9 protein-coding genes are annotated in these 13,419 nt (G+C 70.4%); 3 read left to right on the forward strand and 6 right to left on the reverse strand.

The annotated features are described in order from the left end of the window. Positions 1–12 precede the first annotated feature (12 nt). Entirely contained in the window at positions 13–2,859 is a 2,847-nt protein-coding gene (locus CLV49_RS00160) for a LuxR family transcriptional regulator (RefSeq protein ID WP_106561716.1), read from the forward strand. 258 nt (positions 2,860–3,117) lie between these two features. Here CLV49_RS00160 and CLV49_RS00165 read toward each other — a convergent pair whose 3' ends face one another. From CLV49_RS00165 to rsmI, 5 genes are all read right to left on the reverse strand, one after another. Further along, on the reverse strand, positions 3,118–4,098 hold the full coding sequence (locus CLV49_RS00165) for a 4-(cytidine 5'-diphospho)-2-C-methyl-D-erythritol kinase (protein WP_106561717.1): 981 nt from the start codon (positions 4,096–4,098) through the stop codon (positions 3,118–3,120). 35 nt (positions 4,099–4,133) lie between these two features. Beyond that, positions 4,134–5,009: a 16S rRNA (adenine(1518)-N(6)/adenine(1519)-N(6))-dimethyltransferase RsmA gene (rsmA, locus tag CLV49_RS00170; protein ID WP_106561718.1), complete on the reverse strand. Its 876-nt coding sequence runs from the start codon at positions 5,007–5,009 to the stop codon at positions 4,134–4,136. After that, a complete protein-coding gene (locus CLV49_RS00175) occupies positions 5,006–5,896 on the reverse strand; it encodes a TatD family hydrolase (RefSeq protein WP_106561719.1) in 891 nt (296 codons plus the stop codon). The genes rsmA and CLV49_RS00175 overlap by 4 nt, the downstream gene beginning before the upstream one ends. 11 nt (positions 5,897–5,907) lie before the next feature. Then, the gene (gene metG / locus CLV49_RS00180) at positions 5,908–7,488 is read right to left on the reverse strand and encodes a methionine--tRNA ligase (protein ID WP_106561720.1); all 1,581 of its coding nucleotides are present in this window, start codon (positions 7,486–7,488) and stop codon (positions 5,908–5,910) included. 92 nt (positions 7,489–7,580) lie between these two features. Continuing rightward, positions 7,581–8,405 (reverse strand): 16S rRNA (cytidine(1402)-2'-O)-methyltransferase, encoded by an 825-nt coding sequence (rsmI, locus tag CLV49_RS00185; protein ID WP_106561721.1) that lies wholly within the window; start codon positions 8,403–8,405, stop codon positions 7,581–7,583. Positions 8,406–8,456: 51 nt separating this feature from the next. Between rsmI and CLV49_RS00190 the strand changes: the two genes are divergently transcribed. Beyond that, on the forward strand, positions 8,457–10,121 hold the full coding sequence (locus tag CLV49_RS00190; protein WP_106561722.1) for a dolichyl-phosphate-mannose--protein mannosyltransferase: 1,665 nt from the start codon (positions 8,457–8,459) through the stop codon (positions 10,119–10,121). A gap of 38 nt (positions 10,122–10,159) precedes the next feature. Here CLV49_RS00190 and CLV49_RS00195 read toward each other — a convergent pair whose 3' ends face one another. After that, positions 10,160–11,326 carry an ROK family transcriptional regulator gene (locus CLV49_RS00195; RefSeq protein WP_243696493.1) on the reverse strand — a complete coding sequence of 389 codons (1,167 nt, stop codon included), beginning with the start codon at positions 11,324–11,326 and terminating at the stop codon, positions 10,160–10,162. 124 nt (positions 11,327–11,450) lie between these two features. Between CLV49_RS00195 and nagE the strand changes: the two genes are divergently transcribed. After that, the gene (gene nagE, locus CLV49_RS00200) at positions 11,451–13,370 is read left to right on the forward strand and encodes an N-acetylglucosamine-specific PTS transporter subunit IIBC (RefSeq protein ID WP_106561723.1); all 1,920 of its coding nucleotides are present in this window, start codon (positions 11,451–11,453) and stop codon (positions 13,368–13,370) included. The last annotated feature ends 49 nt before the right edge of the window (positions 13,371–13,419 follow it).

Consider the following 13,419-nt stretch of genomic DNA (forward strand, 5'->3'; position numbering starts at 1 on the left):
AGGAAGCACAGCGTGCACCGAAGGACGCCGACCCCTCTTATCGCCCGATCGGCCGAACTGGCGGCCATCGCCGAGAGCGCCGAACGCGCACGGTCGAACGCCGCCTCCGTCCTGCTGACGGGGCCACCCGGCTACGGCAAGACCGCCCTCCTCGACGAGGCCGTGAGCCGACTCGACGACCGTCGTGTGATCCGGGTCCGAGCGGCCTCGTTCGAATCGGATCTCGCGTACACGACCGCCGAGGCCATCGCCCGACGCATCGGTGCGCACCTCCCGACGACCCGGGACGACGACGCGGTCGATCCCCTGAGCGTCGGCCGGGCGATCCTCGACGCCGTCGACGCCCTCGACGAGCCCCTCTGCGTCGTGGTGGACGACATCCAGTGGGTGGACGCGGCGTCCGCGCGTGCACTCCGCTTCGTGCTCCGCCGACTCGACACACAGCCCCTGCTCGTCATCCGCGCCGGACGTCCCGGATCGACGCCCCTCACGACGACGATCCCCCGCCTCTCGGAATCGGATGCCCTCGCGGACATCGAAATCGCCCTGAGGCCCTTCACCGCCGAAGACACGCAGGAGTTGGCGGCCTCCGTCCTCGGCCGCCCGGTGTCCCGCCGCTCCGCCGCTCGGCTCACCGACTCCTGCGGCGGATCGCCTCTCGTCGTGTCGTCGGCGATCCGCAACGCGCTCGCGAACGGCCCCGTCCTCGTCCACCCGGGGGCTGACGACCTCGTCGTGCCGGAGGACTCCTCGCTGAGCCGCCAGGTCGGCGATACCCTGGCGAGCGCGACGCCCGCTGCACGCGACACCACCGTGATCGCCGCCGTCCTCCGGGACCCGACCCCCCTCGTGCGGCTCCGCGCCATCGGGGCGCGCCTCGGACGCACCACCGACATCGACGCGGCTGCAGCCCTCGGCCTCGTCCGACTCCGTGACCAGGACGGCGTGACCGTGATCGAGCCGGACCACGCGCTCATCGCCGACATCGTCGTCGCGACGCTCCCCCACGCCGAGCGGATCACGCTGCACGCCGCGGCCGCCGCCGAATTCGGGGGCCACCGAGCGCTGCGTCACCGCGTCGAGGCGGCGGACACCGCCGATTCGTCGCTCGCCGACGACCTCATCGACGCGGCGCGGAGCGCGGCCGACACCGGGAACCCCGACAACGCGGTGGAACTCGCCCTCACCGCGCTGCGCATCGCAGGGACGGGCACAGCCGACGAGGAACGGCTCCTTCAGCAGGTGGGGCTGATCGCCATCCGGACCCGTCGCCACGAGCGCGTGTTCTCTCTCGTCCCCGCATTCGAGCGCCTTCCCCGCACCCTCGCTCGCGAGCTCGTCCTCCTCGAGCTATACACCCTCACCGGCCGGTCGGTCGAGGCCATGGCACGGGGAGAGGGGGTGCTCTCCGACCCGTCGGACACCCCGGATGCACGGGCGATCCGCGCGGTTGCGGCGGAGGCGATCGCGCGCGTCCAGCTGGCCATGCAGGACTTCGGGCCCGTCGTGGCCCAGACCCGGAAGGCCCTCGACCTCGTGTCGGCCGCACCGAGCGATCCGTCGGAACTCGACGACCCGACCCTCGCCTGGCTGGTCGCTCCCGTGGATATCGAGCTGCGTGCGCTCGGTTGGCGGATCGCCGGGGCGGCCCGCACGGGCGACGTCCAGACGATCCTCGCCACGATCGACGATCTCGACCGGCTCTTCGCCGCGGGACCGGACCGGCCTGCCACGATCGACGCCCTCGTCACTCGAGCGCGCGTGTTCCTCGGGATGGGCGACCTCGATCGCGCCGTCGCCGATCTCGCACGCGCCGACGTGCTCCTCCGGCGGTTCTCCACGAGCTGGACGGGTGGAATCGGGCGCGCGATCTACGCCCACATCCTCTTCCTCACGGGACAGTGGGACGCATCCGTGACGATCGCCGATACCGCGGTCGGACTCGCGCTCGACGAGACGAACCTGTCCGGCTGGCCGATAGCCCTCGCCGTCTCGGCACTCGTCCGCGCCGCGCGCGGCGAATCCGACGCCACGGCCGAACGGGTCAGCGCCGCCGCCGATGCGGCCTCGCGCTGGAGCTTCTCCGCCTACGACCGTGAGATCCCCGACACGGCGCTCGCCGAGTCGGCACGCGCCGTCGGCGACAGGGCCGGGCAGCTGGCGGCGACGGACGCCCTCGCCGCGGATCCGCCGAGCGGATCGTCGCACGCCTGGATCGCCTACCGCATCGACGCCTTCGTGGCACTCGGCCGGAGCACCGAGGCTCGACCTCTCCTGTCCCTCTGTCGCGACCCCCGCAGCGGCTGGCGTCCGAGTTCCGGCGCGCTCGACTGGCTCATCGGGCGCGTCGAGGAGGGCGCGGGGAACACGACGGTCGCGATCGACGCCTACCGGCGGGCTGTGAACGATCCCGCGAACGCCCGTTTCCCGTTCCCCCGCGCGATCGCGCGACACGATCTCGCCCGCGCCCTCGTCGCCGCGAACCGGCCGGGCGAGGCCGCGACCGAACTGACGGCGGCGATCGACGAGTTCCGGCGTCTCGGGGCGGCCCCGTATCTCGCCCGTTCCGTCACGGCGCTGGCGACCGTCCAGCGTCTCGCGACGGACGCGTCGCTGCGGTCGTCGCACGCCGACCCCCTCGACGCGCTGACGACGCGGGAGCGCCAGGTCGCCTACGCTCTCAGCACCGGGCTCACGAACCGCGAGATCGCCGAGTCCCTCTACGTCTCCGTCACCACGGTGAACTTCCACGTGCGGAACATCCTGGGCAAGCTCGGCCTCTCGTCCCGCCGTGAGCTCCGTTCTCTCATCGGCAGCCGCGCCGCCCCAACCGGCCGTCGGCCGCGCATCATCTCGTGACCCCGGCCGCTCGGATCTGAGGCCCCCTGTCAAGAGCTGACGGTTCTCGCCCACTCGCCTGGACGCCACCCGATCGGGGGGCCTATCGTCGTCACGACCCCCTGTAGAACGCCCGATCGCGTGTGGCCGAGAAGCGAGCCAACCCGACCGCGATCTCTTCCCGCGGCGTTCTCGGGTCCCCGTGATCGGCGGTCGAGGCGAAGGCCTCGGCCGCCGGACCGGCCTCCGACCGACCGGTCCGAGCGCGTCAGGCGCGGCTCAGTCCGCGACGACGCGCGCCCCGGCCACCGGTCCTGTCACGCGCGCCGCCCGAAGCCCCGAGGCGCTCAGGGCGACGTGGAGGTCGATGGCCGACTCGGCGTCGGCCGCGAGGAGCGCAACGGTCGGCCCGGAGCCCGACACGATCCCGGCGAGTGCTCCGCTCGTCTCCCCGAGCTCGAGAACCTCTGCGAGTTCCGGCCGGAGGCGGAGTGCCGGCGCCTGGAGGTCGTTCGACAGGCAATCGGCGAGCATCTCGGGGTCGCCGGCTCTGAGCGCCTGGAGGACGTTCGCCTCGACGGTCGGTGCGGTGGAGACCGGGCGGATGTCCGCGGCGTAGCGCTCCCGGTGGGCGTCGAGAGCCGTATAGACGTGCGGCGTCGACATTCCCTCGTCCGAGAACGCGAGGACCCAGTGGAACGTACCGCGGGCGAGTGCCGGAGACAGCCGGTCTCCCCGATCCGTTCCGATGGCGGTGCCGCCCATGAGGGCGAAGGGGACGTCGGCGCCCAACCGGGCAGCGAGTTTCAGCAGCTGCTCTCGCGAGAGCGCCGTGCCCCACAGGGCGTCGCAGGCCACGAGAGCGGCAGCGGCATCGGCCGAGCCGCCTCCCATTCCCCCGGCGATCGGGACGTTCTTGTCGATCTCGAGATGGACTCCCCCACGGTAGCCCGTCCGTCGAGCGAGTGCTCGGGCCGCACGCATGGCGAGGTTCGAGGAATCCGTCGGGAGGGACGACACATCGACCGAACCGGTGAACGACACGGAGAAGCCGTCGTCGTGGTGGGCGACGACATCCTCGTAGAGCGAGACCGCCTGGTAGGCGGTCGCGAGGTCGTGGTATCCGTCCTCACGCACCTCGCCGACGCGCAGGAAGACGTTGATCTTGCCCGGCGCCCTGACATGGACGGAACGGTCGGGGTCTGTCGCGTTCGTGTCGCGACGTCTCGCGTCTGCGGCTCCCAGGTCCCCGGCTCCCATGGTTCCAACCTAGACCAGGCGCCGAGACCCCCGCGTCAGTCCCGGTCCGGCGCGCTCCGGACCGCGAGGAGTGCGCGACCCATCGCGATGAAGCTCTCGACGCCGAGCTCCTCGCCCCGTGCCGTGGTGGCGACCCCCGCGGATTCCAGCGCGGCACTCGCGCGCGCCGAATCGCCGAAGAGCACCGAGAGGGACTGGCGCAGCATCTTCCGGCGCTGACCGAACGCGGCGTCGACCACGTCGAACGTGGCACGCCGCAGCTCCTCGTCGCCGGGCTCCTCATCGGCCCGTTCGAAGGATACGAGCACGGAGTCGACGTTCGGAACGGGCCAGAACACCTGCCGCCCCACGTTGCCGGCGGTACGCCACGAGCCGTACCATGCGGCCTTCACGCTCGGTGATCCGTAGACCTTCGACCCGGGTGAGGCGGCGAGACGATGTCCGACCTCCGCCTGCACCATGACCACGCCGGAGCGCAGCAGGGGGAAGTGCTCGAGGAAATGGAGCAGCACCGGGACGGACACGTTGTACGGGAGGTTCGCGACGAGCCTCACGGGGTCGCCCGGCAGCTCCGTGATGCGCATGGCGTCCTCGTGCACGACCATCAACTCGGAGTGCGGCGCGAGCAGCCCGACGGTCTCCGGCAGTTGAGCGGCGAGGCGGCGATCGATCTCCACCGCGATGACCCGGGCACCGGCGGCGAGGAGGCCGAGAGTGAGGGAGCCGAGCCCCGGACCGATCTCGACCACCGTCTCGCCTTCGCGCACGCCGGCCGTGGAGACGATCTTCCTCACCGTGTTTGCGTCGATCACGAAATTCTGGCCGAGCTTCTTCGTCGGCTGCAGGTCGAGGGCCTCGGCGAGGTCGCGGATCTCCGCGGGGCCGAGGAGTCGGACGTCCGTGCCGGTCATGCGAGCTCCTCGTCCCACGAGCCGTAGACGCGCTCGGTGTTCGCGGCGATCGACGCGGCGAGCTCGTCCTCCGCCACGTCGAGCGTCGCAGCCATGGACCGCAGCGTGTACGGGATGAGGTACGGCGCGTTCGGCCGCCCCCTGAACGGCGTGGGCGTGAGGTACGGGGCGTCCGTCTCGACGAGGACGAGCTCGCGCGGGGCGACGGCGAGCGCCTCGCGCAGACGGCCGGCGTTCGAGAAGCTCACGGTTCCGGCGAAGGAGAGGTACCAGCCGTGGTCGGCGCAGATCCGGGCGAGGGCCTCGTCTCCGGAGAAGCAGTGGAAGACCGTCCTCTCCGGGGCGCCGACGCGCAGGAGCGTCTCGACGACCTCGTCGTGGGCGTCCCTGTCGTGGATCTGCAGGGCCGTTCCCGTGCGCTTGGCGATGTCGATGTGCGCCTCGAAGGCGGCGAACTGGGCGTCGCGCCCCTCGTCACCCGTACGGAAGAAGTCGAGTCCCGTCTCGCCGACGGCCCGCACCCGGGGTCGCGCGGCGAGCTCGGCGATCGTCTCGAGGGCCGCGTCGAGCTCACCGGCCTCCGCGAGCTCGGGGGCGTCGTTCGGGTGGATCGCGACGGCGGCGAGGACCCGCGGTTCAGCCGCAGCGAGCTCGGCGCTCCAGATCGAGGTCGGCACGTCCGTGCCGACCTGCACGACGCCGCGGACGCCCGCAGCCGTGGCCCGAGCCAGCTGCGTGGCGACGTCGAGCGGGTCGTCGCCGTCGGCCACCTCGAGGTGCGTGTGGTTGTCGTACACCGCCACCGCGAGCGGCTGCGGCTCGTCCGGCCAGCGGCGATCTCGACGACCCTGCTCGGACCGAGACCTCAGATGCGATTCCTCCGCCATCGTGCAGGCGTTCAGGAGGTCGCGAGGTCGATGCGCGGGAAGAGCGGCTCGAGAGGCGACACCGTCGCACCGGCCGGCAGCTGACCCCAGCGACCCGCGTCGCGGATGGGCTGAGCCCGCAGCTCACCGATCGCGTCGTCGGCCCCGATGGCCTTCCAGAGCACGGGAGTGCTCTTCGTGAGCACGGGCGACAGCAGCACCGCGAGCGCTCGCAGTCCCTCCGTGGCCGTGTACAGCACGGTCGCGAGCCGCTCACGCTGCGCCTCGTCCTTCGCGAGCACCCACGGAGCCTGGTCGGTGATGTAGCCGTTGAGCGCATCGACGATCGTCCAGATGGAGCCGATCGCCTCGTGCACCGCGAGCCGGTCGATCGCGGCGTCAGCTGCCGTGGTCGCCTCCGCGACGACGCGGTGGATCGCCTCCTCCGCCTCGGTCGTCTCACCGGCGGCCGGGAGCACGCCGTCGACGTAGCGGCCGACCATCGCGATGACCCGCGACGCGAGGTTGCCGAACCCGTTCGCGAGCTCCGCGTGATAGCGGGCGTGCAGGTCCTCCCAGCTGAACGATCCGTCTTGGCCGAACGCGATCGCCCGCAGGAAGTAGTAGCGGAACGCGTCCGAGCCGAAGGTGTCGGTGATCTCGCGGGGCGCGATGCCGGTGAGCTTCGACTTCGACATCTTCTCGCCGCCGACGAGGAGCCAGCCGTGAGCGAAGACCTGCTTCGGCACCTCGAGCTCGGCGGCCATGAGCATGGCCGGCCAGATCACCGAGTGGAAGCGCAGGATGTCCTTGCCTACGACGTGGGTCGCCGGCCACCGGCGTGCGAACTGCTCGGGGTCGTCGAGAAGACCGACCGCCGTCGCGTAGTTGAGGAGGGCGTCGAACCAGACGTAGACGACGTGGGTCTCGTCCCACGGCACCTTGACGCCCCAGTCGAAGCTCGAACGCGAGATCGAGAGGTCGTTGAGACCCTGCTTCACGAACTGGACGATCTCGTTGCGCGCCGAGTCGGGCTGGACGAAGTCCGGGCGCTCTTCGTAGAGCGCGAGCAGCCTGTCGGCGAACGCGCTCATGCGGAAGAAGTAGTTGCGCTCGCGCAGGAGCTCGACGGGCTTCGAGTGGATGGCGCACACGAGCTGCCCCTCGTACTCGCCCGTGCCGTCGAGCAGCTCGCTCGACTGCTTGTACTCCTCGCAGCCGACGCAGTAGTAGCCCTCGTATTCGCCGGCGTAGATGTGGCCGTCGTCGTAGAGCTTCTGCAGGAAGGCCTGCACGTTGCGCTCGTGGTGCTCGTCCGTGGTGCGGATGAAGTCGTCGTTCGCGATGTCGAGCGTCTCGAGGAGAGGCTTCCACGCGTCGGCCACGAGCCGGTCAGCCCACTCCTTCGGGGTGACGCCGTTGGCGACGGCCGTTCGCATGATCTTCTCGCCGTGCTCGTCGGTTCCGGTGAGCGACCACGTGTCGTCGCCCGCCTGACGGTGCCAGCGGCTCATCACGTCGGTCGCCGCCTCCGTGTACGCGTGCCCGATGTGCGGGGCGTCGTTGACGTAGAAGATCGGCGTCGTGATGTAGAAGGAACGGCCTGAAGACATGGAGACAATCCTAGGACGCGGCGGCGACCGGGAGCGCCGTGTGTCAGGACCCCTGTCGACCTCCGGCTCTCCACACGCCGCGGCGCGACGGGTCAGGTCGCGCGACGGGCGTCGAGGACGGCCTGGTACAGCTCGCGGCGGCCGAGACCCGTCGCCTCCGCGACCTCGGCCGACGCCTCCTTGAGCCGCGCGCCCTCCGCGACGAGGGCGAGGACCTGCTCCGTCCCGGTCTCCATGGTGACGGTGCTCGGAGCGGCGCCCTCGACGACGAGACAGATCTCGCCGCGCACGCCGGAGGAAGCCCACTCGGCCAGCTCGCCGAGGCCGCCCCGCCGGACCTCCTCGAACCTCTTCGTGAGCTCGCGACAGACGGCGGCCCGACGCGTGGAGCCGAAGACCTCGGCGGCCGCGGCGAGGCTCTCGGCGAGGCGCTGCGGCGACTCGAAGAACACCATCGTCCGCCGTTCGCCGGCGAGGGCCGCGAACGTGGACCGCCGCTCGCCCGGCCGCCGGGGAAGGAATCCCTCGAAGCTGAAGCGGTCGGTGGGGAGACCGGACACGGCGAGCGCCGTGATGACGGCGCTCGGCCCCGGGATGACGGTCACGTGCACTCCCGCGACGATCGCAGCCTCCACGAGGTGGTACCCGGGATCGGAGACGGTCGGCATGCCGGCGTCGCTCAGGACGAGCACGTCCGCGTCGCGCGCGAGGTCCACGAGGTCGCCGCTGCGCTCACGTTCGTTGTGGTCGTGGAGCGCGATGAGGCGCGGCCTCTCCTCGATACCGAGCGCGGCGAGGAGCCGCATCGTGGTCCGGGTGTCCTCCGCCGCGACGACCGGAGCGGTGCGGAGGGCCTCCACGAGACGGGGGGACGCGTCTCCGAGGTTGCCGATGGGGGTGGCGGCGAGGACGATCATGTCCTCAGTCTGTCAGCAGCCTCCCCGGCACGACGCCGCCGACCGCCTACCATGGTCACCGTGACGCAGACGGACTCGGACGGCGAGCGCTCGGGCCCGACCTTCGACCAGGTCGTCGGCGACGGCAGACTCGACCCCCCTCGACGACGGGACCTCCGTCATGCGGGCGACACTCGCCCGGATCCCGCTGCCCGACTCGAGGCCTGGTGGAGCCATCTGCTCGGCACGCCTCGCCGTCGAACGCTCTGGTACTGGGGAGGGCCGCTCGCGGTCACCCTCCTGGCCGCGGTGCTGCGGCTCTGGAACCTCGGGCACCCTCACGCCCTCGTGTTCGACGAGACCTACTACGTGAAGGACGCCTGGACGCTGTGGAACACGGGTGCCGAGCGCTCCTGGCCGGAGGGGGCCGACGACGCGTTCGCCTCGGGATCGGTGAGCGGCTGGCTGGACGGCGCCAGCTACGTCGTCCACCCTCCCCTCGGCAAGTGGATCATCGGGCTCGGCATGGCGCTCGTCGGTCAGGGGACGGACAGCACGGGGTGGCGGATCGGCACGGCCGTCGTGGGTATCCTCTCCGTCCTCCTCCTCACTCTCATCGCGCGCCGACTCCTCTCATCCAGCGTCCTCGCCGTCGTCGCCGGTGGCCTCTTCGCGATCGACGGCCACGCGATCGTGATGTCGCGCGTCGCGCTCCTCGACACGATGGTGATGTTCTTCGCCCTCCTCGGTTTCGGGGCGGTGCTGCTCGACCGCGAGTGGACGAGGCGACGTCTCGACGCCTGGATCCTCGAGCGGGCGCCCGGCGCCATCCCTGCCTGGGGGCCCGTGTTCTGGAACCGACCGTGGGTGCTGGCCGCGGGCGTCGCGTTCGGATTCGCGTCGAGCGTCAAGTGGTCCGGCCTCTACTTCCTGGCGGTGTTCGGTCTCTACCTCGTCGTCGTGGACGCCCTCGCGCGCCGACGCGCCGGCATCCCGTTCTTCACGAGTGCGGCGATCCTCAAGCAGGGCCCCGCGACGTTCGTGCTCCTCGTCCCGGTCGCCGTCGCCGTCTACCTCGCCAGCTGGACCGGCTGGTTCCTGGGCGACGACGGCTACGACCGCACATGGGCCGACCAGGCCGGCAACGCGTGGACGGGTCCGTTCGCGTGGGTGCCGACGGCCGTCCAGAGCCTGTGGCACTACCACTCGTCGATGTACACGTTCCACGTCGGCCTCAGCACGCCGCATCCCTATCAGGCGTCGCCGTTCACGTGGCTGCTGATGACCCGGCCGACCTCGATGTGGTACTCGGCGACGGAAGGCGGAGCCGAGGCGATCACCGCGATCGCGAATCCGCTCATCTGGTGGGCGGCCGTCGCCGCGCTCCTCTTCCTGGCCTACCGGATGGTCGTGCGACCGGACTGGCGCATCGGCCTCATCCTCACCGGGGTCGCGGCGGGTTACGGTCCGTGGTTGCTGTACCCCGATCGCACGGTGTTCCAGTTCTACACGATCGCCTTCGAGCCCTACCTGCTGCTGGCTCTGACCGTCGTGATCGGGATGATCCTGCGTCCATCGGCTGGCGACCCGCGACGCCGCACGTCCGGCCTCATCGCGGTCGGCATGTTCCTCGCCGTCGCGGCGCTGCTGAGCGCTTTCTGGTACCCGATGTGGACAGCGACATGGGTTCCCGACTGGTTCATCCGATTGCACTACTGGCTGCCGACCTGGATCTGACGCCGCGGCCGGAGCCTCAGGATCTCGGCATCGGGCCCTCAGCGGATCCCGAGTTCGGCCGCGAGGACGGTCGCGATCGCGCCGCGGAGCACGGCGTCGTCCCCGAACGTGGCGCGGCGGACGTCGATCGTGCGCTCGCGCGTGGGGAGGGTGCGGTCCCGGATGGTCGACGCGAGCGTCGCACGGAAGTCGTCGCCGAGGAGGTCGTCCGAGCCCGCGATGACGATCTCCTCGAGGTTGAGCGCGCCGATGATGGGCGCGAGAGCGATGCCCAGGCGCTCGCCGGCGTCTCGGATCACACCGTCGTCACCGTCCGCGAGGCGACGCCGGATGGCCGGTGCCGAGACCCAGGCCTCGAGACAGCCGCGCCGCCCGCACGCGCACGCCGGACCGACGTCGTCCGTGCCGACGGTCACATGGCCGATCTCGCCTGCTGCCATGTGGCTTCCGATGACGAGTTCGCCCCTGACGAGGATGCCGGCGCCCACTCCCCTTCCGATCTTGACGAGGAGGATGTCGCCGCGTGATCCCGCGAACATGTGCTCGCCGACGGCGGCGGCGTTCGCATCGTTCGATACGTGGACGGGGACCGGCACGGTCCGTTCGAGCACGCTCCGCATGCTGAAGCCCGTCCAGCCCACGTTCGGAGCCGTCTCGACGATCCCGGACGGTGAGACGATGCCCGGCGTCGCGACGCCGAGGCCGAGCACACGACCGGAGGACGCCGCCGACAGCTGCTCCGCGAGCTGGACGATCGCAGCCTCGGCCGTCGCGCTGTCGCCCGTCGGCCACGGAACGGAGGCGCGGAACAGCTCCTCGCCGAGGAGGTTGAAGACGGCACCCACGTAGCTCTGCGGCCGCGACAGGTCGATCGCGATGACGTGCAGGGCGCTGCGATCGACATCGACGAGGAGCCCCGGCTTGCCGCGACCACTCCGCTCCTGGATCCCGTGCTCGACGACGAGACCCCTCTCGACGAGCTCCGCGACGAGGTCGGACATCGTCACGCGGGTGAGGCCGGACCGCCGCGCGAGCTCGGCTCGGCTCGATGGCCCGCCGTGGAAGAGCATCCCGAGGACGAGGGCGCGGTTCCTCGATCGCACGTCCATCGGGAGGCTCTTCCGCGGGGCGTCGGCGTCGACTCCCCTCGGGCGGAAGACCGCCGTAGTCGAGGAGTCGGCGGCGAGCTCGGGCGGGGACGTCATGACTCCAGACTAGTTCGCTCCGCTGATTTAGTGTACCTTCCTAACAAGAAACCGCTCCGCCCGTCCGAGCGGGAGCGACACCACCACTCCATCCCGGTCATCCCCCCACATTTGCGAGGTCTCGATGAAGTTCTTCCAGAAGCTCGGCCGGTCGATCATGCTGCCGGTCGCCGTCCTGCCCGTCGCCGCGATCCTCTCCGGACTCGGCTATTGGATCAAGGGAGCGACGGGGGACGACGACAACGTCGTCGCCACGTTCCTCGGCACGGCCGGCGGCGCGCTGCTCGACAACATGGCGTTGCTCTTCGCGATCGGCATCTCGATCGGCATGGCGAAGAAGAGCGACGGGACGTCCGCCCTCGCCGGGCTCGTCTCCTGGCTGACGATCACGACACTGCTGGATCCCGCGAAGGTCGCCGCCATCCAGGGCGTCGCGGTCGACGACGTCGACCCGGCGTTCTCGTTCATCAAGAACGTCTTCGTCGGCATCATCTGCGGCCTCATCGGGGCCTTCTGCTATGACCGGTTCAAGGACACGAAGCTCCCCGACGCCCTCTCGTTCTTCTCGGGCAAGCGCTCCGTCGCGATCGTCACCGCCGGCGTCTCGCTCGTGGCCGCCCTCGTGCTCTACGTCGCCTGGCCCCTCGTCTTCGGCGGCCTCGTCGCGTTCGGCGAATGGATCGTGACCCTCGGTCCGGTCGGCGCCGGCCTGTACGGCTTCTTCAACCGGCTCCTCATCCCGCTCGGTCTTCACCACGCGCTCAACTCCGTCTTCTGGTTCGACGTCGCGGGCATCAACGACCTCAACAACTTCCTCGCGGGTGAGGGAACCTACGGCGTGACCGGCCAGTACATGACGGGCTTCTTCCCCGTCATGATGTTCGGCCTGCCCGGCGCGGCCCTCGCGATGTACGTCACGGCCAAGACGACGCGCAAGAAGGTCGCGGCCGGCCTCCTCCTCTCCGGCGCGGTGTCATCGTTCTTCGTGGGGGTCACGGAGCCTCTCGAGTTCGCGTTCATGTTCCTGGCGCCCGTGCTCTACGTCATCCACGCGGTGTTCATGGGGATCTCCCTCGCGATCAGCGCGCTCCTCCCCGTCCGCATGGGCTTCGGGTTCTCGGGCGGCTTCATCGACCTCGTGCTCCAGTGGATGAACCCCATGGCGGAGAACCCCTGGATCATCCTCGTCATGGGCGTCTTCTGGTTCGTCGTGTACTTCCTCGTCTTCCGTTTCGTGATCCTGCGCTTCAAGCTCAAGACGCCTGGCCGCGAGGACGACGAGCCCGCGGAGAGCACCGCCTCTGACGGCTCGACCGACGAGCGCTACCGCGCGACAGCCGCGCGCTTCCTCGACGCGCTCGGCGGCCCCGACAACATCGTGGAACTCGAGAACTGCGCCACCCGACTGCGTATGGAGGTGGCCGACGTCTCCAAGGTCGACGACGCCGCCCTCAAGCGGGCCGGAGCAGCCGGCACCATGAAGCCGGGCGGCACGAGCGTGCAGGTCGTCTACGGTCTCAACGTGCAGTTCGTGAAGGACGCGATGGAGGGGATCATGTCCGGAGACGTGAGCGCTCCGTCCGCCAGCACTCCCCCGGCGGCGCCCTCCGGCACGACGCTCACGGCCCCGGCGACGTCGACGACCGTCCGACTGCGGCAGCCCGTCGACGGCACCATCGCTCCTCTCTCGTCCGTTCCGGACCCGACGTTCGCCGACGGGATCATGGGACCGGGACTCGCTATCGAACCCACGGGAGACACCGTGATCGCGCCGGCCGACGGGACCATCGGCCACGTCTTCGACACCGGGCACGCCGTGGCCGTCGTCCTCGACGACGGGACGGAGATCCTCGTCCATGTCGGGATCGACACGGTCCACATGAAGGGCGACGGGTTCACGACTCTCGTCGAGACCGGACAGCGGGTCGTGGCGGGGACCCCGCTCCTCCGCTTCGACCTCGACAAGATCCGTGCAGCCGGTCACGCGTCCGTCACACCCGTCATCGTGCTCAACAACGAGCACGCGACGATCGAGTTCGACTGACCGCCCGGAACACGCGCGACACAGCCCACCCACCGCATCGACCACCCGA

It is taken from the genome of Labedella gwakjiensis (assembly GCF_003014675.1).
GTDB classification, from domain to species: Bacteria; Actinomycetota; Actinomycetes; order Actinomycetales; family Microbacteriaceae; genus Labedella; species Labedella gwakjiensis.

What these genes read in the sequence shown, in the direction of transcription:
- rsmA (WP_106561718.1), bottom strand. Translation starts at nt 5,009, where the DNA reads ATGACCGGCACGGACGTCCGACTCCTCGGCCCCGCGGAGATCCGCGAC.
- CLV49_RS00190 (WP_106561722.1), top strand. Translation starts at nt 8,457, where the DNA reads ATGGTCACCGTGACGCAGACGGACTCGGACGGCGAGCGCTCGGGCCCG.
- CLV49_RS00195 (WP_243696493.1), bottom strand. Translation starts at nt 11,326, where the DNA reads ATGACGTCCCCGCCCGAGCTCGCCGCCGACTCCTCGACTACGGCGGTC.
- CLV49_RS00165 (WP_106561717.1), bottom strand. Translation starts at nt 4,098, where the DNA reads ATGGGAGCCGGGGACCTGGGAGCCGCAGACGCGAGACGTCGCGACACG.
- rsmI (WP_106561721.1), bottom strand. Translation starts at nt 8,405, where the DNA reads ATGATCGTCCTCGCCGCCACCCCCATCGGCAACCTCGGAGACGCGTCC.
- metG (WP_106561720.1), bottom strand. Translation starts at nt 7,488, where the DNA reads ATGTCTTCAGGCCGTTCCTTCTACATCACGACGCCGATCTTCTACGTC.
- nagE (WP_106561723.1), top strand. Translation starts at nt 11,451, where the DNA reads ATGAAGTTCTTCCAGAAGCTCGGCCGGTCGATCATGCTGCCGGTCGCC.
- CLV49_RS00175 (WP_106561719.1), bottom strand. Translation starts at nt 5,896, where the DNA reads ATGGCGGAGGAATCGCATCTGAGGTCTCGGTCCGAGCAGGGTCGTCGA.